We start from the raw sequence: 24,438 nt of genomic DNA, 5'->3' as shown, positions 1-24,438 counted from the left end.
CTTTTCTGTTTTGAATTTTGGGGATTGCCGTTAGGCGCTAGAGACAACCCGGACGATCATCTCGAGTGCCGGTTCGCCGTAGGCTCCAGCCAGAGGGCCGGTGACGGCATGGCCGGTCACGCAGTCTTCGAACACCTCTTCCACGCGGAACAGATGTTCAGGGACGTCATCGAAGGCGCGGACGACCACGACGTCACCGGGGTTCAGTTTCAGCTCAGTCATCGTCGGACCTCCACGTCCAGAGGACCGCCAGCAGAACCAGCGCCGAGACAGCGGGATGGGACCGAGACACCACCCAGAGCATCGTCGTCAGGACAGCCTTGGGCGGTGGGTGCAAAAGAAAACCCCCGACGAGAACGCCGAGGGCAGACAGGTACTTCATGGATCAAACTCCTGCAGTTGCTTCTTTATTTAGATGCAGGAGGTTGCTCGGTTTCGACGGGGGGCGGACGTTCAGGTTTATTGCGGGAATGACCAAGTTGCGGACTTTGCGGCCAAAGGCATTTCTTGCACCAAGGTGCTGTGCTTAAAAGTTAACAAATTAGACTGTTCCTCCAAGCCGATGTTTTTCTTATCGTTGGTGAGAAATTGCGTATCGGGAGGTCTTAATGAACAAGCTTATCTCAGTAGCGGGTGCGGTCTGTTTTTCTTTCACTGGAGCTTGGGCCGACGAGCATACCCCGCCCAACATTCTTGTCATCATGGCAGATGACGTGGGTTGGGCGAGCGTCGGCGTTTACCACGGAGGTGTCAAAAGCATCGAGACGCCGAACTTGGATCGCCTCTCGTCTGAGGGTGCTCGTCTCACAGATTATTATGCCGAGCCAAGTTGTACTGCCGGTCGATCAGCCTTTATGACCGGACAGTTGCCTATTCGGACTGGTATGCACACGGTAGGGCTGCCGGGGGATCCGATAGGGTTAAATCCAGATGATCCGACGCTTCCGATGTTCTTGAAAAAGTTGGGGTACACGACGGGCCAGTTCGGTAAAAACCACTTGGGCGATCTCAACGAGTTCCTACCGACTACAAAAGGTTTCGACGAGTATTGGGGTTGGCTCTATCACCTGAATGCTATGGAATATACGTCTGATCCGGATTGGCCAGACGCCCCAGAATTCAATGCGCAATTTGCGCCTCGCAACATCATTCATTCGTTCGCAACAGAGGAAGAAGACGAAACAGTCGATCCGCGATTTGGAAAAGTAGGGAAGCAGCGCATCATTGATGACGGGCCTGCACCTCCGGAGCGCCAAAAGACTTTGGATGACGAAGTGACATCTTACACGAAGGACTTCATTTCTCGTGCAGTAGAGTCGGACACTCCGTTTTTTGTCTGGATGGCTCCTGCCCGTGCACACGTCTGGACCCACCTTAGCCCCGAATACGAAGCTATGTTAGGCAATGGGCGTGGACTTCAGGATGTTGTCATGAAGGAGTTGGACAACAACGTTGGTAACGTTCTCAGCCACCTTGAGGATCTGGGAGTCGCCGATAATACCATAGTGATGTTCACCGCCGATAACGGCCCGGAAACCCTGACGTGGCCCGATGGTGGTACGACACCGTTTCATGGGGAAAAGGGTACTACCTGGGAAGGTGGCTTTAGGGTACCTGCGATTATTCGCTGGCCGGGCAAAATTCCTGAAGGACAAGTCTTGAACGGTATCTTCAGCGGTATGGATTGGATGCCAACCTTTGTCGCCGCGGCGGGAGGCCCCACAGACCTAAGAGAGAAACTCCTAGAGGGTTATGAAGGGTACAAAGTACACCTCGATGGCTACAACCAGCTATCTTACCTGACCGGTGAGGATGAAGAGAGTAGCCGCCGCGAGCTGATTTACTATCAGGGCACGGATCTCCAAGCAGTACGGTACAACGATTGGAAGGCGCATTTTGTCGTTCAAAACCACGGCTGGTCAGGTCCTAAAGAAGAATTGGTCGCCCCCTTGCTTTTCAACCTTCGCCGCGACCCGTATGAGAAAGCAGCAGAGGAAAGCGGGATGTACGTCCGCTGGATGGGTGAGAAAATGTGGGCTTTCGGCCCAGCCGCCCGACTAGTGCAGGCACATCTCGCTACTTTCGAGGAGTTCCCTCCGCGCGGTAAGCCGGTCGCCAATCAAGATCATGTTGAAGAACAGACAACAACCGAAGGCGGCATCTCTCAGTAGAAAAAGCGAGGCTTCCAATACGCCTTTCTCACCGCAGCGTGGGCATCCGTGTCGGATCATCGGGTGCCCAAAAAACCGACTAGGATTTTCGCAAAAAAGCGAAACCTCTACGGGAAGGAGTCCTCCATGAGTGCCAGATTAGTCCTTCTGCTTGCTGCCGTCGGCCTCGTGCCAATTGCGTTATCATATGGCCTGATGCCGGGCAGTTCGATCCCAGTTTTGCTGGGATTTCCGGTGGAAGGAACGAACCAAACCCACGTGTTCCGAGCGATTATGGGTCTTTATCTGGCAAACGCTTTGTTTTGGTTGGCGGCCGCTTCGAAACCAGAATTACAACGCCCCGCGCTGTGGGTTCTATTTTTGTTTATGTCGGGACTGGCCGTTGGACGCATACTAAGCATTCTTATCGATGGAGTTCCGAACGGGATACTTCTCTTTTATCTTGCAGCCGAGATAGCATTTGCGGCTCTGGCGGCAGTTTCCCTGAAAAAAGTTTGATGAAATAGGAAGTGGTAAAGTGCTGAGGTTTTTCTTCGTTCTCTCGATGGTTGCGACTTCATCTGTGTCGCCATCCGCTCTTGCACAATCGTCATCCATCCAGACTGCGGTGGATGAAAACTTCTTGGCGCTTGAGACTGTCGTTGCCGAAGCGGGAGTTACTCCAAACGCATCGATAGATCACGCGCGACTGGCCAATGCCGAAGGCGTAGAAATGCCAGCGTCTCGTGTACTCATTTTTTCTGATCCTGAGATAAACACACCAATTCTGGAAGAGACTGTGCGAGCAGGTCTGGACCTTCCTTTTCGCGTACTTTCCTTCGCTCAGGATGGTAGCCCACAGATCGCTTACACAGACTCGCAGTTTCTCAAAGTCCGGCATGGACTCACGGACGCTTCTTCGTTGCGTGCGTTTCAGAGCAAGATGCTCGAAGTTCTAAACGACTTGGATGCAACACCAGCGCCGACCAACGGGTTGTTTGCCGACTACGGGATCATCGAGCTGCGATCTCAGCTCAGCGTACCAGAGGCAGTCGAACGTCTCAGGACAGCCGTGATGGGGCAGGACGATACCGTCTGGTTTGGGGAAATCGATTTTGCGACCGAAGCTTCCCAACTGGGGGTGGCGCTGCCGGATACGGTTCTCTTGCTGTTCGGCGGACCAGCACCCGGTGGCGTGGCAATGGCGGGCTTTCCAGCAATTGGTTTGGATGCCTTTTGCCAAAAACTTCTGGTTTATGCGAATGAAGAGGGCGGCTCCGTAGTCATTTTCAATGACATCGCTGCCTTGGCGGAGTTGCACTACGGTACTTCAGCCAAACCTCATCACGGTTTGAACACACGGCTGACCGAGACATTTCGAACGGCAATTGAGTAGCCGCTGCTTAGAAAACGCAATAGAAACCCAATAGCGATTGGCCGTCTTTTCGTCGTCAGCCTTGGGCTCTCAACGGTCATCCGCAGCACTAGGCTCGGACGACCGCTCAGTCACCCGCCAGCAGCAGCGACCCCCGTCAGCACCCCGGAACGACTCGTCAGAGGTCCCGCCAGCGCCAGTGAGCGGCACTCTAGTGGCAGTGAACGGGTACTCCTCCGGTCGAGAATGCCCCGTGCTCACCCTTTAAATGCCCCCGAAACCGCCCCAGTTTCTCGGGCTTCGCTGAAAAGCCCATAGGTTTCATCGGTCGGCAAGGATTCCTACCACCCCAGCCATGATTTTCTCTAGAATCACGCACTGAGAATTTGGCCGCCTATTAGCGCGTGTTTTCAGCAGGTTATCATCCGGCTACTCCAGCTGAGACCCGAGTTTATGCGCAACAATGGTCGATTTCGGGCCGCAGTCTCAGTTCGCCATTCCGGCGGTACGAGTTTGGTGACCTTGGGAGAGTCTGTAGACCTGAGTTCAGCAAACTGCTTGTGCTCACCTGACCAGATCGCCGGGAAGCCCGACCTGATCAGGTAATCCGCGGTCAGACCGTCAGGTTGTTCACCCGTTCACGTCGGCTTTGATATAGACTTCAAGGTGTTTGTCGCCACAGGCATCAATCACGTAGCCGCACGTTCTCTCGGCACCCCGGTGAAACGTCACGGGGCGTCCTTGACCTTTCTGTGTAAGATAAATCTCGACTGCCTCTGGCAACAGCACAGAAGCAGCAGAAGTCTCGTTTAGAACAACTGGCGCTACGGCGGAGTTGGCTGCGCCAAGACGCAACATGTACTTTCCACGCAGTTGCGCATCCTTCGACTTCAGATGAAACCGATACTCATCCAGTTGATCAGCTGCTCTTCTTGCTATCGTCGCCGCTACGTTTACCGAGTGAGTACGCAAAGAAAATGCGATCCGAGAAGAAGAGTAGTAGCGGCAAAGCTCCTTGGGGATGCGGCGACTGAAGTAAAAAACACCCTCTTTCACGAAGGTGTACTTGGGTGAAATGGTCTCTGCCATGGCCTACGGCTCCAACCTGCTGTTAAAAGCCGGAGTGAAGCCAAGGGCTTACCTGAGGAAGTGGTGCCCGGGGGCGGAATCGAACCACCGACACGAGGATTTTCAATCCACTGCTCTACCCCTGAGCTACCCGGGCACGGGAACGACGTTCGTCATTGGGTGGGGGCCTTCTATGACTTGCTACCAGCGGTGTCCAGAGGCTTTTTCACATTTTTTAATGCGGTCGCTTTGGCGTGAAGTCCTGCGTGTCATCCTCGGCTTCAAGGTCATCTTCGCGCTGCGACGGAACCGAGTAGGACCCGTTCAGCCACTTGGCCAAATCAATGTCCGCACACCGCCTGGAACAAAACGGACGAAACTTCTGCTCGGTCTCGCCTCCGCAAATCGGGCAGTTCATTTCAGGATCTCCATTACAGGAACGCGACCACGCTTTCGCTGCAACTCAAAGTGGCCCAGCGGGGTCCAGCCTGCAAGAATCGTCTCGTCCGGGTCTGATCTGAACGCGGCACGCAAAGCGGACTCAAACCCGCGGCGATCCTTCTTTGGCATGGGAGCGAGGTCCAGCGTTATCTGACCAGCCAGCCCACGTACGCGCAAAGCACGGGGCAGCATCTTGGCGCAGGCGAAATTGGCCTTGGTGCCCGCCGCCAGCGAGGTGTCCGCTCCGGTGTTCACATCCACGGCGACCAACGCGCGTGTGGGTTCGATGTAAAGATACCCTCCGCCCGGCAAAGGCTCGGACGCTCCACGCACGGTATCCAGCGCATCCAGAACGCCGTGGGTTTCGAACCCGCCCGCCTGTGTCACGACTTCGGCCGGGTCGGTCCAGTCGCGCCAGGCAAGGATATGGGGGCTGTCACCTTCGCTGAGAAGTTCAGGCTCGGTCCCGTCGTCATTCATCACCTGCTCGGCCTGCGTCAACATGGCCGAGAGGTCTTCCGAGATCTCTTCGGCATCCGCACCAGCGCAGCAGGAGCGCAGGATCAATCCATAGGCGCTGTCACCCATCTGCTCGTGGGCGATTTCAAGCAGTTGATCGCGTGTGTCCTCGTCCTTGATACTGCGCGAAATGTTCAGGCCCGGAGCGTCCGGCGTAACAATCGCATAGCGGCTTTTGAAGAGGATGCGATTGCTCACCGGTATGGCTTTGCCGGGCTCTGCAAAGCCGGTAACCTGTACCAACAACAGGGCACCGGGACCCAAGCCTTTGACTTGTCGCAGGAAAGCAGGGCCATCTGGTGTGGTCAGGAACATTCCGCCCTGCCCCTTGACCGGGCGGTCAGCGCGGGCGCGATAGATCGTGCCGGGCGCGGGTGCGTCTGTGGCGATCAAGAAGTCATCCAACTTGCCGTCGACCATCAGCGCAGCCGCTTCGCGGCCTTGGATGTGGTCCAGAACAATGGTGCGACCTTTCATGATGCCTCTCGATACAGTGGATAGCCGATGCCTTGCAGCAAGGCCGCGGTCTCGGACAGGGGCAGGCCAACGATGCCTGTAAACGACCCCGAAATCCATGGAATGAAAGCCCCTGCGGGCCCCTGAATCGCATAGGCGCCTGCCTTGCCGCGCCAGTCTCCGGTCGCCAGATAGGCGTTGATCTCGACATCCGACAGACGTTTGACCTTGACCTGTGAGACGACATCACGCTGCAGCACACGGTCTCCGCGCCGGACCGCAACCGAGGTGATCACGCGGTGACGACGACCAGACAGGGAATGCAGAAACTCTGCCGCCTGCCCCGCATCCTCGGGCTTTCCCAGAATCCGACGCCCCAAGGCCACGGTGGTATCTGCACAGAGGGTAACGTCACCTCTATCTGACTGAACAGCCTGCACTTTTTGGCGCGTGATGCGGTGGCAATACGGAACCGGAAGCTCGCCCTTCAAGGGCGTTTCGTCGATGTCAGGAGGGCAAATGGCATCGGGCCGCACGCCAAGCTGGGCCAGCAGGTCCAGCCGTCTTGGGCTGCCCGATCCGAGAATGAACGCCATTGCGGCAGGCGTTACTTGAAGCGATAGTTGATCCGACCCTTGGTCAGATCATATGGGGTCATCTCGACCTGAACCTTGTCGCCGGCCAGAACACGGATGCGGTTCTTGCGCATCTTGCCTGCCGTATGTGCGATGATCTCATGGCCGTTTTCCAGCTCGACCCGAAACGTCGCATTAGGCAGGAGTTCCTTCACGACACCGGGAAATTCGAGCGTATCTTCCTTGGCCATGTTGTCTCCATCATTACGTTGCACCCGCAGAATCTGCGGGGGTGTGCGCTTAAATGAGCCTATTTCGGCCTTATTTCAAGGGCGGAATCACCTAAAGAGCGGATATTGTGACCGATTCGACTCGGGCGGCCTGTTCCTCCCAATGGGTTCGGTTCAGCACGTGACCGTCCGCGCGGACCTCGGCGATGGCTGACAGGTCGACATCCGCATAGGTCCAGCCCGGCTGATTCAAAGTGCCTTCGGCCAGCACACCGGTGGCCGGGAACCCCTTGTCGGGCGGGCCAAAGACGCCTCCGGTCCCGGTGTTCATATTCACCGCCTCGGACCACTGGTTGTTCCCGACCAGCGAGGCCATGACCGTAACGCATTGATTTTCCAAAGCTCTTGACATTGCGCCAATCCGCACGCGCCAGTAACCCGAAAGCGCTTCGGTACAGGATGGCGCAAGGATCAGGTCTGCCTCGCTCAGCGCGCGGCCCAGCAACGGAAACTCGCTGTCATAACAGATCAACACACCGATCTTGCCCAGTGCGGTGTCGAACAGCTTGAGCGGACCCCCCGGGGCGATGTCCCAATCCTCGCGTTCGAACCGGGTCATGATCTGTTTGTCCTGATGGTCGAAACTGCCATCCGGCGCGTAGAAGGCGGCACGGTTCACCGGACGCCCGGGGCCATCAACAACCGGCGCCGACGCACCCAGAATGTAGGTTTTGTACGTCTTGGCGAGGCGGGTGTGCAGGTTTTGTACATCCTCCATCCGGTCGGACACGGCCCGGATCGACCGCTCCAAATCGCCGGCAATCTCGGCCCCTTCGAGGGTCGACAGCTCCATCGCGCCATATTCGGGAAAGACCAGCAATTCGGCCCCCTGCCCTGCGGCCTGGGACACCCACCCCTCAAGCTTGTCTTCGTATTGCGCCCAGCTATTCAGCCAGTCGAGGTTGTAGGCGGCAGTTGCGACTTTCATGGCAGCGTCCCCGTTCGGTCAAATTCGCGTGACCTTAGTCGCGGACGCAGACCGGAGTACAGCCCAATTACCCTGCGGTCGTCGGATCGATGATCGTGGTCACTTCGGTGACCGTGTTGGCCGGGAACCCGCTGAGTTCCGCATGCTTGTGGATCGCGTCCTCGCTCTCGGCCAGATAGATGCAAAAGGTCTTGTCACCAGCAACATAGGAATGCTCCCACTGCACGCCGGGTATTTGCGCCAGCGCTTCGTTCGACTTCGCAGACGCGCCGCACAGTTCGTCACCGGACATGGAACCGACACCCGGAAGATCGCGTTCGATAACATAGCGTTTCATGGCAATTCCCCCACAGAAAACCCAACACTACCATGATTCGGGAATTTTTTTGCGTTTGGCGTTCAGAGATCCCGGATCCAGAACTGCAACGGCTTCAGCGTCTCACCCTCTTCCTCAATGTCTTTCCACGAAAACTGTGCGATCGCACCGGGCAAAGGCGTGTATCCCCGCGCGCGCCAGAAGGCATCCAGCGGGCGGTAATTGTCGGGCCGCATCGGATGATCTGCCGGGCGTTGCACGCCGCAGAATGCGCATTTGGTGAAACCCAGCGCGCGGGCGTGGGCTTCGCGTTCGTCAAAGAACCTGTGGCCGACACCCTGCCCACGATAGTCGGGCAACAGCACCGATTCGGCGCAATAGAAGATGTCATGCAGGTCAAGCCCGGAGCCCTCGAAGGCCGCCGCGAAATCGTCAGCGTGGTCAGTCAGCGGTGCGCCGGTCGAGGCGCCGATCAGGCGGTCGCCGTCGAAGGCGCCAATCACGATGGCCTTGTCGCTGTCGCGGTAGGATTGCAGGTATTTGCGTTCGTATTCCAGATCGCCGTCATAGAGGTAGGGCCAGGCGTGAAACACTCTGATCCGCAGGCGGGCGACATCGTCCAGAGCGGCCCCGAGTGCCGCTCCGGTCAGGGGGCGGACGTCGGTGACCTCAGCCATTCGAAACCTGTTTGGTCCAGTCTGCCAGGTTGTAGAAAGTGGTGACGCGGGTGATCTTGCCATCCTTCAGGTCGAAGAACGAACCGGCAGGCAGGCGGTACGTCTGGCCATGCGCATCCGGAAGGCCATCATCGGTTTCCAGGTAGGTGCCGTTGACGATGAATTCGGCTGCGGCGCGGGTGCCGCCTTCGGCTTCGAACACGACGATGTCGGTCAGGTTTTCTTTGTAGCACCGGTTCATATGCGCGCAGAACGCGGCGAACTTGTCCTTGCCAATGCGGATCTGGCCTTCGTTCACGTGATGGGCCACGTCATCGGACAGGCAGGCCAGCATGGCATCCACGTCACCGGCATTGAAGGCTTCGAAATAGGTTTTGACGGTCTGGTTCATGGTCACTCCGTAGGTTCGCCCCAGCGGTCTTTCAGATGTTTGATGATCTGATCGCGGGTCTGTCGGTAGTGATGTAGCTTTTCTTCGCGGGTCTCGCCCAACCCGGTAGGGTCCATTATTGGCCAATAATCGACATCGAGGTGAAAAACCCGGGTCAGTTCCAGCGCCTGCCGCTGACTGGCGGGTGAAAGCGCTACCACCAGATCAAACGAGCTGAGGTCATCACCCCATTCCTGCATCTCGTCAAAGGAGCGCGAGCGGTGGCGGGACAGTTCTACGCCGACCTCGTGGCAGACGGCGATGCTGAAGCCGTCGATTTCCAGATCGTTATGCACACCGGCGGACTGAACATAGGTGCCGGTGCCATAGAATTTCTTCATCAGCCCCTCGGCCATCGGGGACCGAACCGCGTTGTGGTCGCAACAGAACAAGACCGACTGCGGCAGAGGCTTCACGCGTCAGCCCCCAAAATGCAGAACGCAGATCAGCGTGAACAGGCGACGGGCGGTGTCGGTGTCGACATCTGCCTTGCCTTCCAGCCGTTCCTGCAACACGCGGCTGCCTTCGTTGTGGATACCCCGGCGGGCCATGTCGATGGTTTCGATCTGGCTGGGCGGCAGTGATTTCACCGCATCGAAATAGCTTTCGCAGATCTGGAAGTAATCCTTGACCACCTGCCGGAAGGGACCGAGCGACAGGTGAAACTCGGCCGCTTTTTCGTTGGCCTCGGTTTCAATGTCGAAGACAAGCCGTTTGTCGCGGATCGAAAGCTGAAGGCGATAGGGGCCTTCGGGCACAACGCGGTCGTCGCGTTTGGGCAGCGAGAAGCTGTTTTCTTCCAGCAGATCATAGATGGCAACCTTGCGTTCCTGCTCGATCTCGGGCGTGGGCGGCGGCAGATTTCTATCATCCAGTTCGATATGCGAGATGCGGGTCATCTTTACAGTCACATTCCTTGCGTCAGCACAGACCTATAGCAATGATATTCAACGGGCAACGCACAGAAACGCCATATGCGCCAGGTCTTTGCGTCATTTCAGCCATTCAGGCGGTTCAGGCGCGCGGTGACCGAGAGGCCATGCGCCTCGAGGCTTTCCGAGCACGCCAACTGTTCGGCGGCAGGACCAATGGCGCGCAGGGCTTCGGGGGTCATCTGGCTGAGCGTGGTGCGTTTGAGGAAATCCAGCACGCTGAGGCCTGACGAAAACCGTGCCGAACGCGCGGTGGGCAACACGTGGTTGGGACCGCCCACATAATCACCGATGGCTTCAGGTGTGTACTGGCCCAGAAAGATGGCCCCGGCGTGGATGGTTTTTTCGCTCAGCGCCACCGGGTCTGCGACGCAAAGCTCCAGATGTTCCGGGGCGATACGGTTCGATAGGATTGCAGCCTGATCCAGATCACGGACGGTGATTATGGCACCGAAGTCGCGCCAGCTGGCCCCGGCGATGGCGCGGCGTTGCAGGGTTTCGAGGCGTTTTTCGACCGCCTTAGCGACGCTTTGGCCAAAAGCGGCATCATCCGTGATCAGGATCGACTGCGCGCTTTCATCGTGTTCGGCCTGGCTGAGCAGGTCCAGCGCGATCCAGTCGGGATCGTTGTTCTTGTCGGCGATAACCAGAATCTCGGAAGGGCCCGCAATCATGTCGATGCCGACCTTGCCAAAGACACGGCGCTTGGCCGCCGCAACAAAGGCGTTGCCCGGGCCCGTGATCTTGTCGACCGGCGCGATGGTGTCGGTGCCATAGGCGAGCGCCGCCACGGCCTGCGCGCCGCCGATGCGATAGACCTCGTCCACACCCGACAGCTGCGCTGCCAGCAGCACCAGCGGGTTCACCTGCCCGTCCGGGGTGGGCACCACGATGGCCAGCCGTTCAACCCCCGCCACCTTGGCCGGGATGGCATTCATCAGCACCGATGACGGGTAAGAAGCCAGCCCGCCCGGCACGTAAAGCCCCGCGGCAGAAACCGCCGACCAGCGCCAGCCCAGCGTGGCCCCGGCCTCATCCGTCCAGCTGTGATCGCTAGGCATCTGCTTTTCGTGATAGGCCCGGATGCGGGCGGCGGCCAGTTCCAGCGCCGCGCGATCCTCGGCCGAGACCTGCGTCACCGCGTCCGCGATTTCCTGAGCGCTGAAGGCCAGCGTTTCGGGCGTCAGCTCCAACCGGTCGAATTTCGCGGTCAATTCAATGACTGCCGCGTCGCCCCGGTTGCGGACATCGTCGATGATCTGCGCCACAACCGCGTCCACATCCGGGCTGTCCTCGCGCTTGGCGGACAGCAGGGCCTGAAAGGCGGTTTCGAAATCGGGTGATGTGGCGTCAAGGAAAACGGGCATGATCTGGCACTCCGGGCGTTGCGCCACGGGACATATCGCCCACGGGGCGCGGCCTCAACCCTCAGCCCTGGGGGTGCAGCGATTTGCGCATGGCAAAGCAGGTCAGGTCCCGACTGTCACTGCATTGACCGGTGACCTTCCAGCCGTGGCGCAAATAGAATTCCCGGGCGGTTTTCGTGCCGTCCAGATGCGCCTCGGTACAGCCGCACGCAGCCAGTTGCCGTTCCAGCCGGTTGAGCAACGCGGCCCCCACCCCGCTGCCGACGTGATCCGGGTCAACATAGAGCAAGGTGATCTTGCCGGTTTCGAACAACCCACCGACCGCGGCCACCCGCCCTTCACGCTCGGCCAGCCAGATCTGTGATCCCGGCTTGAACCAGCCCCGGATGGTCGCCGGGTCTTTGTTCGCGGTCCATTGTTCCAGATGGTCGAGATCGTTGTTGTGATCGGCCACACAAAGCTGCGTGATCGACCGTATCAGCACGCGACTGATGTCGAACACATCGAACACGGTCGCGGGACGCAGGGCAATACCCTCGGGCACATTTGAAAACGCCTGAGAAATGCCGCGCTTGTTCTGCATCTATTCGGGGTGCTGCGGCACCCGGCCGGATGGGGCCCGATATGGGCGCGTGACGTCCTTGAGCGTGGCATCCAACGCCTCGACCGTCAGGCGGATCGCGCCGTCACCCGCCAGGGTCAGCAAGACCTGGCCCGCGCCATCCTCACCGGGTTCGAATTCGACGGACAGCAGCGACATGACCATGTCTTTCTCGCTGCGATCAATGCCCTGACTGGACACGGACAGAACGGAATCGAAGACCAGCACCGACTGCACCCGTTCAAACGGGCGGTCACGGCGGGCGGCGGCATCTTTGTCTTCCCAGCGAAAACGGTTCAGCAACAGGCCAAAGCGGCGGTGCGACGGTTGCCATTTCATCTCGGTCACGGGAAAAACCGCATCCTGCACCAGGGTCGAGATCACCTTCAGGTCATCTGCATCCTCAGCCCCCAGATTCAGCGGGGCTTCGCGCCCGTCTTCAAAACTTGCGTCCGTCATTCGCCCTTGATCCGTTCGATTTTTGCGCCCACGCCTTCCAGCTTGCGCACCACATGTTCATATCCGCGGTCCAAATGATAGACCCGGCTTACCGTCGTCTCACCTTCTGCCGCTAATCCGGCGAGGATCAGCGACACCGAAGCCCGCAGATCCGTCGCCATCACCGGGGCGCCTTTCAGGGTTTCGACACCCGTGACGGTGGCAGTGCCGCCGTGCACCTCGATATTCGCGCCCATGCGCACAAGTTCCGGGGCATGCATGAAGCGGTTTTCGAAAATGCGTTCTTCGAGAACCGAGGTGCCCTCAGCCGTGCACATCAGCGCCATCATCTGCGCTTGAAGGTCGGTCGGGAAGCCCGGGAAGGGTTCGGTCACCACATCCACAGCCTGCACACGGCCGTTCTTGCGCGCCACTTTCAAGCCGTTTTGGGTTTCGGTGACACTGACCCCCGCCGCGTCGAGCTTGGCCGCAAAGGATTCAACCAGCGCCATGCGCCCGCCCAGCAGTTCGACCTCGCCACCGCAAATCGCCGGGGCCAGCATATAGGTGCCCAGTTCGATCCGGTCGGTGACAACCTGATGGGTGGCACCGTGCAGCCGGTCGACGCCCTGAATTTCGATGGTCGAGCTGCCCTCGCCCGAAATCTGCGCACCCATCTTGCGCAGGCATTCGACCAGATCGACGATCTCGGGCTCGCGCGCGGCGTTCTTGAGCACCGTGGTGCCCTTGGCCAGCGTCGCCGCCATGACGATGTTTTCGGTGGCCCCGACCGAGGCAAAGCGCATCTCGTGCACCGCGCCTTTCAGCCCTCCCGGAGCCCTGGCGTGCAGATACCCGTCTTTCAGCTCGATCTCGGCGCCCAGCGCCTCGAGCCCTTCGACATGCAAGTCCATCGGACGGGCACCAATCGCGCAGCCACCGGGCAGAGAAACAACCGCCTGCCCGAACCGCGCCAGCAAGGGGCCCAGCACCAGATTCGAGGCACGCATCTTGCGCACAATGTCATAATCCGCCGTTTGGCTGGTCAGGCTATGGCTCGACATCGCGATCACCTGACCATCTTGCAGCGACGACACCTCGGCCCCCAGTGATTGCAGCAGAGCGGTCATGGTCTTGATGTCGCTGAGGCGTGGTGCGTTCGTCAGCGTCAGCGGTTCTTCGCTCAGCAAGGTTGCAGGCATCAGCGTCAGACACGCGTTTTTGGCCCCCGCAATCGGTATCTGACCATTCAGCGGGCCGTTGCCCGTCACCAGAATCGAATCCATCTGCTCTTATCCCTTGTCCTTGTCGGCCTTGTCCCCAGAGGTCGCCCGCGCCTTGGCCTGCGCCTTGCGCCGGGCCATATTGGCCTTCAGCGCCGCTTTCAGCCGCTCTTCGCGCGCATCCCCGGATTTGCCTTGTTTTTTGGGTGAATTTTTATTCGTCATGATCTTTCTCTACAGGAGGCGAAAAAAACCGTCCAGACACCCTTGCGCCGCGTTTCGTTTGAGTCTAATCACCCGCCCACAGCGCTGCTGTAGCTCAGAGGTAGAGCACTCCCTTGGTAAGGGAGAGGTCGAGAGTTCAATTCTCTCCAGCAGCACCATGATTTCCGATTTAGTCGATGTTGTAGATATACTCGGACTCTCGGGACACTTCCTGTAAATTCCCTGATGTGGGGCGGCGGAAGTTTTCTTGACGAACGAAGAACACGACATCGCCGAAAGCTGCACGGTCGAAATCAACTGGCAGGACGGGGATATCGCCGTGATCGACAACACACACGGGTAAAGCACGGCCGCCGGGCGATCAAGGACGCAGACCCCCGGCTCTTTAACGGCATGGGGCGGATTTGACGCACAAGGCACGCCAGAACAAGCTGGCAGCATCTGCACAAAGACGGGTGTTGCCGGCTGGATACGTAGATACACAAGCGAAGGAGGATCCCCGGCGTTGCGGCCTCAAACCATTCAACAAAATGGGAAGGGTTTTGGTAGCGGAGGAGGGACTTGAACCCCCGACACGCGGATTATGATTCCGCTGCTCTAACCAACTGAGCTACTCCGCCTTGAGTGAGAGGCGATGTAAGCGAGGGGCCCGGGAGGGTCAAGAGGGAAATCAACCAACCTCAAGATTTCTTTCACGCCTGCTCTGATGGCCTGTCCTGCAAGGATGTTCGAGGGGATGTGGTCGCGTCGGTCATCCTGCGGATGAAGACGGCACATATTTCGGGCTCTGTGATCGGAATCATGTGGCCGAACCCGTCCAGCTCTTCGTAACTCAGCCCGAACTCGGTCATTGTCGGCCCGTGCAGCGGCGGTGACAGTATCGCGTCCTGACGGCCATACAAGATGCCCCCGGGGACAGTCAGTTTCGGATAGCGCGCGACCTGCGCATTGATACTTGCATCGACCCCGGCAACGTCCTGAGAGGCCGTGACAAAGGCGGAAGGCCGCAGGCCAAGCGCGCCGCCTGCCCGGTCCAGAAAGTCGTCCGGCGGGGTTTCCGGATCAAACGCTGCGCTCAGCGTGTGCGGCGCGGTTCTGGACGCAAGGGGAACGGCAAGCGTGTTGCCGATCAGGCTGCGCATCCATTCGGAGCGGATCTCAAGCGGTTTGAAGATCGCCGGGGTTTCGGGCAGTTTGTGCGTCAGCGGCGCCAGCAGCGCCAGACCGGCGACCCGGGCCGGATGGTCCAGTGCCATCGCTAGTGAAACCGCGCCCCCCAGTGAATGGCCGACCAGAACGGCGCGGTCCACGCCTTTTTTGTCCAGAAACTCGGCAATCATGCCTGCCTGGTGGGGCAATTGCGCCAGCTCGGCCGTATCGCGCGTTGAATACCCGCATCCCGGCCGGTCCAGCGCGATAACGTGGTAGTCGTCGGCCAGAAGATCCACCAGCGCATAGGTAAAGTGCTGCAACTGCCCGGCCAGACCGTGAATCATGACGATGGTCTGCGCCTCGGGATTTCCCTTTTCCACATAGTGGATGCTGCCGCCGCGAACGGGTGTGATCTGACCCAGCTGCGGCACGGTTTCACGACCCCGGCGGGTAATCTTCCGGGTCCATAGGTTCAAGACAAACAGAACCGCAACAAGGACGGCGATTGCGATCAGAACGGTTGTCATTCAGTTTTCTCCATTGCCAGGGGCGGCGGGTCCGTATTGCTCCAACCCTGATTGTGCCATGCGTTTCTGAAACTCGGCAACGGTGCCGGGCCACAAGGTCGTGTTTCGGCCTTCCGCATCCATGTACCAGGATGTACAGCCGCCGGCCTGCCAGACGCCGTCCGCGTGGCGGCTGTGCATTTCCCGCGTGAACGCCGCCTGTTTTGCGGCGTCTGGAGTGATTGCGGACAACCCTTCGCGCTGCATCTCGCTCAGGACCCGGCCGATATGGCCAACCTGGGCCTCGATCATCAGCACGACCGAGTTGTGCCCCAACCCGGTATGCGGCCCCAGAAGCAGGAAGAAATTGGGAAAACCCGAAACTGCGGTACCCAGATGCGCGCACATGCCATCCGACCAGGCAGAGCGCAGCGTCAGCCCGTCCGTACCGGTAATGTCCAGACGCTCGACCACGTCGGTTACGTGAAACCCGGTGCCCCAGATCAAGACATCCGCCTTGGTCCGGGTGCCATCCGCCGCGATGACCGTGTCACCTTCGATTCGAGCGACGCCCTTCGGAACAACGCTGACATTGTCGCGGGCCAGGGTCGGGTACCAATCGTTCGAACTCAGGATACGTTTGCAGCCGATCCGATAGTCGGGGGTCAGAGTCCGCCGTTCGACCGGATCGGTGATGGCGCGCTCCAATGCCTTTTGCCACATCTTCAAAGCAAAATTCACCGCGCGTTCCTCACCACGAAACACGCGGTGGCGAAATTCGAAGATCATGAATATCAGCTTGCGCCGAATGCGGGGCAAAATGGGAAGCCAAGCGTAAAGGCTGCGCACCCAGGGCGCAATCGGACCGTCCGGGCGCGGCATCACGTAAGGCGCACTGCGTTGAAAGATCGCGACGTGGCCTGCAATCTTGGCGATCTCGGGTACAAACTGAACGGCGGATGCGCCGGTTCCAACGACCGCCACGCGCTTGCCGGTCAGATCGACTTCGTGATTCCATTCGGCCGAGTGGAAACTGGGCCCCGAAAAACCGTCGGCGCCGGGGATATCCGGGATGCTGGGATAATGAAGTGCGCCAATGGCCGAGACGAGAAACCGCGCCGACCATTGCTGGCCATCCATCGTTTCAACTTGCCATCGCGTTCCATCCCAGCTGGCCGATTTCAGCTCCTGCCGGAAATGGCACAGGTCATACAACCCTTCCTGACGCGCGACATTTTGCAGATAAGCCTGAATTTCCGCGCCACCGGCATAGGCGCGGCTCCAATGCGGGTTGAGATGGGTCGCCATGGAATACAGATGCGACGGCACATCACAGGCGACACCGGGATAGGTATTTTCGCGCCATGTCCCCCCGATATCATCGGCCTTTTCCAAAATCGCGATATCCTTGATACCGCGCTTGCGCGCCTCAAGCGCCATCGTCAGCCCGGCAAACCCGGCGCCGACGATCAGCATCTCTGTTTTGTGGTGCATGAGTGAGTGCCTTCTGAAACAACCCTGCGTTTATCTGTTGCAGATATATGCACTTGCCTGGCTGTGAAGTAGGTCACACAGGTAACAATGACCCGGCGTCTTTTTCGTTACGCAGGGACAAAATTATTTGGAATGACCCGTGTCGCTTATTGCAAGCACATATCGCAATCAGAGAGGTGGTTGCGCCGCGAATCCGTCAGTTTGTTTCAAAATTGGAGGATTGCCCCTTGACCACTCGCACTGTCACGCGTTCCGGCGGACGTTCTGCCCGCCGAGCCCAACGCACCGCTCCAAATTTCGACATGCTGCCGGGCCTGACCCGAGGCATCCCGCTGTGCGAAGTCATGGACGCAACCCAGGTTGAGCGCATCGACAATGCGGCGATGGACATTCTGGAAAATGTCGGCGTTCAGTTCCGCGACCCCATCGCGCTGGAAGACTGGAAAAAAGCCGGGGCCAAGGTTGACGGCGAACTGGTCTATCTGGACCGAAATATGGTGCGCGAGCTGATCTCGACCATTCCGGCGCAGTTCACCTATCACGCGCGCGACCCGCAAAAGAACCTTGCACTGGGTGGCAAGCACGCGATCTTCGTGCCAATGACCGGGGCCCCTTTCCTGCGCGATCTGGATGACGTGCGCCGGAACCCGACGCTGGATGATCTGGCGATGTTCCACAAGCTGTCGCACATGATGCCGGCGCTGCACAGCTCGGCCCATCACATTGTCGAGCCCTACGACCACCCGATCAGCCAGCGGCACCTGCGCATCACCTATTCGTCGATGAAGTACTCGGACAAGACCTTCATGGGCATGACCACCTCGCCCAGGAATGCCGAGGATGTGATGGATATGTGCGATATCCTGTTCGGCGAAGGGTTCATTGACGATCATCCGGTCACCACCGGCAACTGCAACGGCAACAGCCCACTGGTGTGGGACGAAACCATGCTGGGTGCGATGCGGGCCTTCTGCCGCCGCAATCAGCCGGTTCTGTGCTCGCCCTTTGTTCTGGGTGGCGCGAACACCCCGGCATCGGTGCCCGCGACCGTGGCGCAGCTGACCGCCGAGGCGCTTTCGGCGCTGGCCTATACGCAGGTGATCCGCAAGGGCTGCCCGGCGATCTGGGGGCATTACCTGTCGACCGTTTCGATGAAATCCGGCGCGCCGATGGCCGGCACGCCCGAAATCAGCCTGATGAACTTCATGATCGGCCAGATGGCGCGCTTCTACGACGTACCGTGGCGCACTTCGAACACTCTGGGTGGGGCCAAGACCTTTGATGCACAGGCCGGGTACGAATCCGCCACGACGCTCAGTGCGGTCATTCACGCCGGGGCCAATTATATCTGGCATTCGGCAGGCTGGAACGAGGCGGGCATGCACTGTTCGGTCGCCAAGTTTATCGTCGACGCCGAACAATGCGCGATGGCTTACCGGATGGCGGAAGGCCCAAAGTGGCACGATTTCGATCAGGCCCTGGCAGCGGTTCCCGATGTGGGGCCCGGCGGGCATTATCTGGGTCATCCGCACACGCAGGACAACTTTCAGACCGCGTTCTTCATGCCGGAACTGTTCGACAACAACTCGATCGAGCAATGGGTGGCCGAGGGGGAGGTGGAAATCACCGAACGCGCCCTGAAACATGCGCGGAAACTATTGGCCGAATATGAAGAACCAAAGCTGGACGAGGCCAAGAACGAGGCCCTTCTGGACTATATCGCCCGCCGCGAAAGGGAAATCCCGGCGGCGGACGAGTTGAACCAAACATACTGATCCGCACTCCCCGTACTTGCCCACCCGTCATCCGGGTGGGCCCTTTTTTTCCACTCAAGACACGTAAACCAAGATGAAGATCGCCGAACTGCATATCTACAGCCACGACCTGCCGGTCAAAAACGGGCCCTATACCATGGCCAACGCTCAGGTCTGGGCGCTGGATACCACGCTGGTCAAAATCGTGTCGGACAACGGTCTGACCGGCTGGGGCGAGACCTGCCCGGTTGGCCCGACCTATGCCGAGGCGCACGCCGCCGGGGCGCGCGCCGCTCTGGTCGAAATGGCCCCGGGCCTGATCGGAACAGAGGTCCTGCCTCTGGCCTTGCATCGCCGGATGGACGGGCTGCTGAACGGGCATAATTATGCCAAGGCGGCCATCGACATCGCCTCGCATGACCTGCTGGGCAAACATTTAGGTGTTCCAGTCTGCGATCTGCTGGGCGGAAAGATGACGGACAAGGTGCCATCCTATTACGCCACGGGCGTCGGTGCACCCGACGACATCGCGAAACTGGCTGCCGAGAAAATGGCCGAAGGCTACCCGCGTCTGCAAATCAAGGTCGGAGGCCGCCCGGTCGAGATCGACATCGAAACCATTCGAAAGGTTTGGGACGTGGTAAAGGAATCGGGTATGCGTCTGGCCGTCGACGGCAACCGGGGCTGGACCACACGAGACGCCCTGCGGGTCAGCCGCGAATGCCCCGAAATCCCCTTCATCATGGAACAGCCCTGCAACACAATCGAAGATCTCAGGAAGATCCGGCCTCAGGTCACGCATGGCATCTATATGGATGAAAACAGCACCAACCTGAACACCGTGGTCTCGGCGGCGGGCACCGGTCTGGTCGACGGGTTCGGCATGAAGGTCACCCGCATCGGCGGCTTGCACCCGATGCGCGCCTTCCGTGATATCTGCGAGGCGCGCAACCTGCCCCATACCTGCGATGACAGCTGGGGCGGGGACATCATCGCCGCTGCATGCACCCATATCGGTGCAACCGTTCGGCCCGACCTGCTGGAAGGCGTCTGGCTGGCTGCGCCATATATCGAAGGCAACTACGATCCCGAAAACGGCATCCGGGTCGACGCCGGGCATATCGCGCTGCCAACCGGGCCGGGGCTGGGCGTGGTTCCTGATGAAAGCCTGCTCGGCGCACCTGTCGCATCATTCTAAGAAATGGATGACAATATGAACCTGAAAGGAAAATCGGCTCTGGTCACTGGCGCGGCTGGCGGCATCGGGGCGTCAATCGTTCAACGCCTGCGCAATGCCGGGGCGCGGGTCGCAGTCGCCGACCGGGCTGTCGATGCCATCGAGGCCGAGGCACATCTGCCCGGTGATCTGCTTGTTCCCGAATATGCAGACCAGCTGCCCGGCGCAGCCGCGTCCGCATTGGGCGGGCTTGACATCGTGATCAACAATGCGGGCGTCATCACGCGCGGGTCGGTCACGGATACGTCTGATGCGGATTGGTCTCTGTCATTGGGTGTCAATGTCGAAGCCCCGTTCCGCATTTGTCGTGCGGCAATTCCGATCATGGCGGACGCTGGCGGCGGGGCCATCGTCAACACCGCGTCCTGCTGGGGGCTGCGCCCCGGCCCCAATCATGCGGTCTATTGCATGACCAAGGCGGCCATCGCGTCCCTGACCCAGTGCATGGGCATGGATCACGCCCATCAGGGTATCCGCATCAACGCCGTTTGCCCGAACGAAGTGAATACCCCGATGCTGCGATCAGGCTTTGAAACGCGGGGCTTTGACCCCGATACAGCCGTAGCCGAACTGGGCCGGACCGTGCCGCTGGGCCGGATCGCCGAGCCCGAGGACATCGCCGACGTCATCATGTTCCTGATCTCGGACGCGTCGCGTTATGTTTGCGGCACGCTGGTTGAGGTGAATGGAGGGAAACCGGTATCATGAGGCGGTTCGATGGAAAGGTGGCACTGGTCACCGGCGGGCGCAGCGGCATCGGCAAGGCCATTGCCCGGCGTTTGCACGACGAAGGCGCACTGGTCTTCACCGCCCAACGTGGTCAGGACACCGAATTCCAAGGCATTGCTGCAGATTTCACCCTTCCCGACAGCCCGGCACAGGTGGTCAACAAAGTGATCGCGAAAGCCGGGCGTCTGGACGTGTTGGTCAACAACGCCGGCATGATGCAGGAAGCCTCGGTCGAAGGAATGAGCCTTGAGGACTGGCACCGCAACCTGACGGTGAACCTGACCGCCCCGTTCCTGATGATCAAGGCCGCGCTGCCGCATCTACGCCAGACCAAGGGCGCCATCGTCAACACCGGATCCATCGAAGGCTTAGGCAGCAATCCTGGCCACGCTGCCTATTGCGCATCAAAGGCAGGGTTGCACGGCCTGACCCGCGCCGTTGCCGTGGATCACGGGGGCGAAGGTATCCGCTGCAACGCCGTCGCGCCCGGTTGGATCGATACCGAGTTGAACGAGGATTTCATCGAATCCATGCCCGACCCGCCCGCATTCCGTCGCGACATCGCCAAGATCCACCCGGTGGCCCGAACAGGGCGGTCTGAAGAAGTTGCCGCGCTCGTCGCGTTTCTGGCGTCCGGGGATGCGGGTTTCATCACCGGGCAGGTCTTTACGATAGATGGTGGGCGTATGGCCAAGCTGAGCTTGCCCTGATGCCCACGCGTCATTCCTTGCCGGACCGCCATTCTTTCCAGATCAGATAGCTGTTCGCCCCAAGCGAGGCGAAAGGCTCGGGCGGCAATCGCGGAAGATCCGGCTGCGCCAGAAAGTGATCCGCGATCTCTGATCCGCCTTGCAGCGCCAGTTCCGCGATGCCCATGCCTTGCAGGGTGCCGCGGGCGATGCCCAGGCCGTTCTGGCAGCAGGCCGAGAACACGCCATCCGCCACTTCGCCGAACGCTGCGGATCCGTTGCGGCTGAGGCACAGCATCCCGGCCCAGCGATGCTCCATCCGTACATCGGGCAGATGCGGAAAGCGTTCACGGAACTTCCGGTCATGCACCCAGCCGGCATTGCGCAACCGCATCCGGGTGGTTTCTATCGTCGGGTGAAAACTGGACCCGGTGCGGATCAGGATGCGATCCCCGTAGCTGCCCGAAATGCGCCGGACCGAGGTGCCCATCGGATCCGCCGGGGTCACCGACCAGCGCGGTTGCCCGCCCAGTGTCTTGATCTGCGCCTCGGTCAGCGGCGCCGTGATCGAGGCGTAGAGGCAGATATGCATCAATTGCCGTTGGTAGAATCCGAAGCTTTCCAGATGGCCATTGTTGGCCAGAACGATCCGCCCGGTGCTGACTTTGGCCCTGGCGGTGTTGACCACCCAACCTGCGCCCTGCTTTTCAAAGCTGGTGACTGGCGCGTTCTCGAATACGTTGATTTGGCCAGCCAGTTGACCCGACAGCGCCCGTACATAGGCTGCGGGCTGGATCATCACCGTCCCCGGCGCAAACAGCCCCGAAACATAATGCGGGCTGCCCGTGATCTCTTGCATCTGCTTTTGGTCATACAGCGTGTGCGGCTCATCCAGTTTGGTCAGATGCTCGGCGAAGGCGCGGTTATGGGCGTCTCCTGCCCGTGTGGCGGCCGCATTGTATTTTCCGCAAGGGTCGAACATTTCCTGCGGCAGGTCGCAATCGGCGGCGACCTCGGCCGCGAAGGCGATGGCCTTGCGGTTCAGGGCAATGGCGACGCGATCCGCTTCCAGCCCATCGCCTGCGTAATTGTCCGAGGCCAGATCATGCGGCAAGTCGATCATGAACCCCGAGTTCCGCCCCGCCGAACTATCGGCGAATCGGCCCGCTTCCAGCAGGGCGATCTTCAGCGAAGGGTCCAGTAGGTGCAATCGCCGCGCCGCCGTCAGCCCGGCAAACCCTCCACCGACAATGGTGATGTCGGCGGTCAGGTCCTGTTCGAGCTCTGGCAGAGGGTCCTGGGGCGGCAGGATGGCATTCCATCCCGCCGGACCGGTCTGCCGCGGCAGTCTTTTTGCCTCGTATCGTGTCAATCCACAGCCTCGTCGGCGTCGTCAGCAAGATCGATCCAGACGGTTTTCAGCTGGGTGTACTGATCATGCGCATGGATCGAGTTGTCGCGCCCGCCAAAGCCCGATTGCTTGTAGCCGCCAAACGGCGTGGTGATGTCGCCTTCGCCAAAGCTGTTGACGGTCACGGTGCCCGCCCGGATCGCCCGCGCACCACGAATGGCCCGTTTGGCGTTGGCGGTAAAGATCGAGGCACACAAGCCATAGTCGGTGTCATTGGCGATCTTGATGGCCTCGTCAAAGCCCGACACTTCGATCACCGACAGGACCGGGCCGAAGATCTCCTCTCGGGCAAGCACGGCGTCATTGCCCGGCACTTCGACGACGGTCGCCTCGACAAAGCCTTTATCGGCCTTGCCGCCGATCACCACGTTTTCAACCTGATCGAGATATCCGCAGACCTTGTTGTAATGCCCTTCGCTGACCAGCGCGCCCATGCGGGTTTCAGGATCCAGCGGGTCGCCGATGTTCCACTGTTTGGCGTGATGCGCGATGCGGTCCAGCAGTTCGGCTTTCACGTCTTTGTGCACGATCAGGCGCGACGAGGCAGAGCAGTTCTCGCCCATGTTCCAGAACGCACCGTTCACCACATGCGCCGCCACCCGGTCTAGGTTTTCGGCGTCATCCATGACGATGGCAGGGTTCTTGCCGCCCATCTCAAGCACCACTTCCTTGGCGTTGCTTTCCGCCGAATAGGTCAGGAACCGTTTGCCCGTCACCGTCGAGCCGGTGAAGGACACCATGTCGATATCCATGTGCCGCCCGATGGGTTCGCCCACGTCGGCACCGCCACCCGGTACGATGTTCAGCACGCCGCGGGGAAGGCCAGCCTCCATCGCCAGTTCGGCCATACGCAGCGCGGTCAGTGTGGTTTCAGCCGCGGGTTTCACAACCACTGAACATCCCGCCGCCAGTGCCGGGCCGATCTTCCACGCCAGCATCAGCAGGGGGAAGTTCCACGGCAGTACCAGCCCCACGACGCCGATCGGCTCACGCACGACCATGGCGATATGGTCGTCGCTGGCAGGTGCGACCTGATCGTAGATCTTGTCGATCGCCTCGGCATGCCATTTCAGACAGTGGATGGTTTCGGGCACGTCCACGGTTTCGCAGTCATAGATGGTCTTGCCACTGTCGAGGCTTTCCATCACCGCCAGTTCGCGGGCATTGCGGGTCATCAGCTTGGCCAGCCGGATCAGCACGTCCTTGCGCTCGGACGGGTGCAGTTTCGACCAGCGGCCATCGTCGAAGGCCTCGCGCGCTTTTTCGACTGCAAAATCCACATCCGCCGCACCGCAGGATGCGATATTGGCAAGCTTGTCGCCGGTGGCCGGGTTTACGGTTGCAAACGTCTCACCCGAGATCGCCGGGCGGAATGCGCCGTCGATGAACGCCCCGGTCGGCAGGTTCAGGCCTGCGGCGATGGATTGGTATTCGTCCTGTGTTAGCAGATCCATG

At 59.7% G+C, this 24,438-nt stretch carries 29 protein-coding genes and 3 tRNA genes; 8 read left to right on the top strand and 24 right to left on the bottom strand.

Features of this window, described 5'->3' with window-relative positions; translation table 11 throughout:
• Positions 1–30: 30 nt before the first annotated feature.
• Together ACR0LI_RS01275 and ACR0LI_RS01270 are read right to left on the bottom strand one after the other, a co-directional pair.
• A complete protein-coding gene (locus tag ACR0LI_RS01275) occupies positions 31–222 on the bottom strand; it encodes a hypothetical protein (RefSeq protein ID WP_480492663.1) in 192 nt (63 codons plus the stop codon).
• Entirely contained in the window at positions 215–382 is a 168-nt protein-coding gene (locus ACR0LI_RS01270; RefSeq protein ID WP_170484287.1) for a hypothetical protein, read from the bottom strand. Before ACR0LI_RS01270 ends, ACR0LI_RS01275 begins: the two co-directional genes overlap by 8 nt.
• Before the next feature lie 226 nt (positions 383–608).
• On the opposite strand from ACR0LI_RS01270, the gene ACR0LI_RS01265 reads away from it, so the two are divergent.
• The 3 genes from ACR0LI_RS01265 (at position 609) to ACR0LI_RS01255 (ending at position 3,546) form a co-directional block, all read left to right on the top strand.
• Positions 609–2,171 (top strand): arylsulfatase, encoded by a 1,563-nt coding sequence (locus ACR0LI_RS01265; RefSeq protein ID WP_480621759.1) that lies wholly within the window; start codon positions 609–611, stop codon positions 2,169–2,171.
• Between the two features lie 126 nt (positions 2,172–2,297).
• The gene (locus ACR0LI_RS01260; protein ID WP_480492661.1) at positions 2,298–2,669 is read left to right on the top strand and encodes a DUF4345 domain-containing protein; all 372 of its coding nucleotides are present in this window, start codon (positions 2,298–2,300) and stop codon (positions 2,667–2,669) included.
• Between the two features lie 19 nt (positions 2,670–2,688).
• Entirely contained in the window at positions 2,689–3,546 is an 858-nt protein-coding gene (locus ACR0LI_RS01255) for a DUF302 domain-containing protein (RefSeq protein ID WP_480492659.1), read from the top strand.
• Positions 3,547–4,155: 609 nt separating this feature from the next.
• Here the strand turns inward: ACR0LI_RS01255 and ACR0LI_RS01250 are convergent.
• The 17 genes from ACR0LI_RS01250 to ACR0LI_RS01170 form a co-directional block, all read right to left on the bottom strand.
• Positions 4,156–4,614 carry a DUF6538 domain-containing protein gene (locus ACR0LI_RS01250; RefSeq protein WP_480717874.1) on the bottom strand — a complete coding sequence of 153 codons (459 nt, stop codon included), beginning with the start codon at positions 4,612–4,614 and terminating at the stop codon, positions 4,156–4,158.
• 61 nt (positions 4,615–4,675) lie between these two features.
• Positions 4,676–4,750: transfer RNA gene (locus ACR0LI_RS01245), tRNA-Phe, on the bottom strand.
• Between the two features lie 78 nt (positions 4,751–4,828).
• A complete protein-coding gene (locus ACR0LI_RS01240; RefSeq protein WP_171634093.1) occupies positions 4,829–5,011 on the bottom strand; it encodes a DNA gyrase inhibitor YacG in 183 nt (60 codons plus the stop codon).
• A complete protein-coding gene (locus ACR0LI_RS01235) occupies positions 5,008–6,030 on the bottom strand; it encodes a ribonuclease E/G (RefSeq protein ID WP_171722826.1) in 1,023 nt (340 codons plus the stop codon). The genes ACR0LI_RS01240 and ACR0LI_RS01235 overlap by 4 nt, the downstream gene beginning before the upstream one ends.
• On the bottom strand, positions 6,027–6,605 hold the full coding sequence (locus tag ACR0LI_RS01230) for a Maf family protein (protein ID WP_480492590.1): 579 nt from the start codon (positions 6,603–6,605) through the stop codon (positions 6,027–6,029). Before ACR0LI_RS01230 ends, ACR0LI_RS01235 begins: the two co-directional genes overlap by 4 nt.
• 11 nt (positions 6,606–6,616) lie before the next feature.
• Positions 6,617–6,835 carry a translation initiation factor IF-1 gene (gene infA / locus ACR0LI_RS01225; RefSeq protein WP_005978431.1) on the bottom strand — a complete coding sequence of 73 codons (219 nt, stop codon included), beginning with the start codon at positions 6,833–6,835 and terminating at the stop codon, positions 6,617–6,619.
• A 91-nt stretch (positions 6,836–6,926) separates the two neighbouring features.
• Positions 6,927–7,802 (bottom strand): carbon-nitrogen hydrolase family protein, encoded by an 876-nt coding sequence (locus tag ACR0LI_RS01220; protein ID WP_480717873.1) that lies wholly within the window; start codon positions 7,800–7,802, stop codon positions 6,927–6,929.
• A gap of 67 nt (positions 7,803–7,869) precedes the next feature.
• Entirely contained in the window at positions 7,870–8,139 is a 270-nt protein-coding gene (locus ACR0LI_RS01215) for a DUF4242 domain-containing protein (protein ID WP_171722823.1), read from the bottom strand.
• Positions 8,140–8,201: 62 nt separating this feature from the next.
• Positions 8,202–8,795, bottom strand: coding sequence for a GNAT family N-acetyltransferase (locus ACR0LI_RS01210; protein ID WP_480717872.1), 594 nt, complete (start codon positions 8,793–8,795; stop codon positions 8,202–8,204).
• On the bottom strand, positions 8,788–9,186 hold the full coding sequence (locus ACR0LI_RS01205) for a ketosteroid isomerase-related protein (RefSeq protein WP_152458860.1): 399 nt from the start codon (positions 9,184–9,186) through the stop codon (positions 8,788–8,790). The genes ACR0LI_RS01210 and ACR0LI_RS01205 overlap by 8 nt, the downstream gene beginning before the upstream one ends.
• 2 nt (positions 9,187–9,188) lie before the next feature.
• Entirely contained in the window at positions 9,189–9,641 is a 453-nt protein-coding gene (locus ACR0LI_RS01200) for an arsenate reductase/protein-tyrosine-phosphatase family protein (protein ID WP_171634118.1), read from the bottom strand.
• Positions 9,642–9,644: 3 nt separating this feature from the next.
• On the bottom strand, positions 9,645–10,124 hold the full coding sequence (locus ACR0LI_RS01195) for a UPF0262 family protein (protein ID WP_171722821.1): 480 nt from the start codon (positions 10,122–10,124) through the stop codon (positions 9,645–9,647).
• Positions 10,125–10,222: 98 nt separating this feature from the next.
• Positions 10,223–11,524 carry a histidinol dehydrogenase gene (hisD, locus tag ACR0LI_RS01190; RefSeq protein WP_210092684.1) on the bottom strand — a complete coding sequence of 434 codons (1,302 nt, stop codon included), beginning with the start codon at positions 11,522–11,524 and terminating at the stop codon, positions 10,223–10,225.
• Positions 11,525–11,585: 61 nt separating this feature from the next.
• Positions 11,586–12,107, bottom strand: a complete 522-nt coding sequence (locus tag ACR0LI_RS01185; protein ID WP_480485442.1) for a GNAT family N-acetyltransferase — start codon at positions 12,105–12,107, stop codon at positions 11,586–11,588.
• Entirely contained in the window at positions 12,108–12,584 is a 477-nt protein-coding gene (locus ACR0LI_RS01180; protein ID WP_480485444.1) for a DUF2948 family protein, read from the bottom strand. It lies immediately after the preceding gene.
• Entirely contained in the window at positions 12,581–13,849 is a 1,269-nt protein-coding gene (gene murA, locus ACR0LI_RS01175) for a UDP-N-acetylglucosamine 1-carboxyvinyltransferase (RefSeq protein ID WP_171634135.1), read from the bottom strand. The genes ACR0LI_RS01180 and murA overlap by 4 nt, the downstream gene beginning before the upstream one ends.
• Positions 13,850–13,855: 6 nt before the next feature.
• Positions 13,856–14,011, bottom strand: coding sequence for a hypothetical protein (locus ACR0LI_RS01170; protein ID WP_171118532.1), 156 nt, complete (start codon positions 14,009–14,011; stop codon positions 13,856–13,858).
• 83 nt (positions 14,012–14,094) lie between these two features.
• On the opposite strand from ACR0LI_RS01170, the gene ACR0LI_RS01165 reads away from it, so the two are divergent.
• Positions 14,095–14,169: transfer RNA gene (locus tag ACR0LI_RS01165), tRNA-Thr, on the top strand.
• Positions 14,170–14,554: 385 nt separating this feature from the next.
• On the opposite strand, the gene ACR0LI_RS01160 is transcribed toward ACR0LI_RS01165, so the two are convergent.
• The 3 genes from ACR0LI_RS01160 to ACR0LI_RS01150 all read right to left on the bottom strand — a co-directional run bounded on the left by ACR0LI_RS01160 (position 14,555) and on the right by ACR0LI_RS01150 (position 17,163).
• Positions 14,555–14,631: transfer RNA gene (locus ACR0LI_RS01160), tRNA-Met, on the bottom strand.
• 72 nt (positions 14,632–14,703) lie between these two features.
• A complete protein-coding gene (locus tag ACR0LI_RS01155) occupies positions 14,704–15,690 on the bottom strand; it encodes an alpha/beta fold hydrolase (RefSeq protein ID WP_480485446.1) in 987 nt (328 codons plus the stop codon).
• Positions 15,691–17,163, bottom strand: a complete 1,473-nt coding sequence (locus ACR0LI_RS01150) for a flavin-containing monooxygenase (protein WP_480717871.1) — start codon at positions 17,161–17,163, stop codon at positions 15,691–15,693. It abuts the gene before it with no gap.
• 227 nt (positions 17,164–17,390) lie between these two features.
• Here ACR0LI_RS01150 and ACR0LI_RS01145 point away from each other — a divergent pair, with 227 nt between their 5' ends.
• From ACR0LI_RS01145 to ACR0LI_RS01130, 4 genes are all read left to right on the top strand, one after another.
• Positions 17,391–18,938: a trimethylamine methyltransferase family protein gene (locus ACR0LI_RS01145; protein WP_480621143.1), complete on the top strand. Its 1,548-nt coding sequence runs from the start codon at positions 17,391–17,393 to the stop codon at positions 18,936–18,938.
• A 73-nt stretch (positions 18,939–19,011) separates the two neighbouring features.
• Positions 19,012–20,115 (top strand): mandelate racemase/muconate lactonizing enzyme family protein, encoded by a 1,104-nt coding sequence (locus tag ACR0LI_RS01140; RefSeq protein ID WP_480717870.1) that lies wholly within the window; start codon positions 19,012–19,014, stop codon positions 20,113–20,115.
• Between the two features lie 15 nt (positions 20,116–20,130).
• Positions 20,131–20,862 (top strand): SDR family NAD(P)-dependent oxidoreductase, encoded by a 732-nt coding sequence (locus ACR0LI_RS01135; protein WP_480485454.1) that lies wholly within the window; start codon positions 20,131–20,133, stop codon positions 20,860–20,862.
• Positions 20,859–21,593, top strand: a complete 735-nt coding sequence (locus ACR0LI_RS01130) for an SDR family NAD(P)-dependent oxidoreductase (RefSeq protein ID WP_480485456.1) — start codon at positions 20,859–20,861, stop codon at positions 21,591–21,593. The genes ACR0LI_RS01135 and ACR0LI_RS01130 overlap by 4 nt, the downstream gene beginning before the upstream one ends.
• A 10-nt stretch (positions 21,594–21,603) precedes the next feature.
• Here ACR0LI_RS01130 and ACR0LI_RS01125 read toward each other — a convergent pair whose 3' ends face one another.
• Both ACR0LI_RS01125 and ACR0LI_RS01120 read right to left on the bottom strand, forming a co-directional pair.
• The gene (locus ACR0LI_RS01125) at positions 21,604–22,944 is read right to left on the bottom strand and encodes an NAD(P)/FAD-dependent oxidoreductase (RefSeq protein WP_480717869.1); all 1,341 of its coding nucleotides are present in this window, start codon (positions 22,942–22,944) and stop codon (positions 21,604–21,606) included.
• On the bottom strand, positions 22,941–24,437 hold the full coding sequence (locus ACR0LI_RS01120; protein ID WP_480717868.1) for an aldehyde dehydrogenase: 1,497 nt from the start codon (positions 24,435–24,437) through the stop codon (positions 22,941–22,943). The genes ACR0LI_RS01125 and ACR0LI_RS01120 overlap by 4 nt, the downstream gene beginning before the upstream one ends.
• Position 24,438 lies beyond the last annotated feature (1 nt).

The sequence above is a fragment of the Ruegeria sp. CL7 genome (assembly GCF_056536445.1).
The sequence above is the reverse complement of the archived record's forward strand: the minus strand, read 5'-3'. Positions and strand labels throughout refer to the sequence as shown.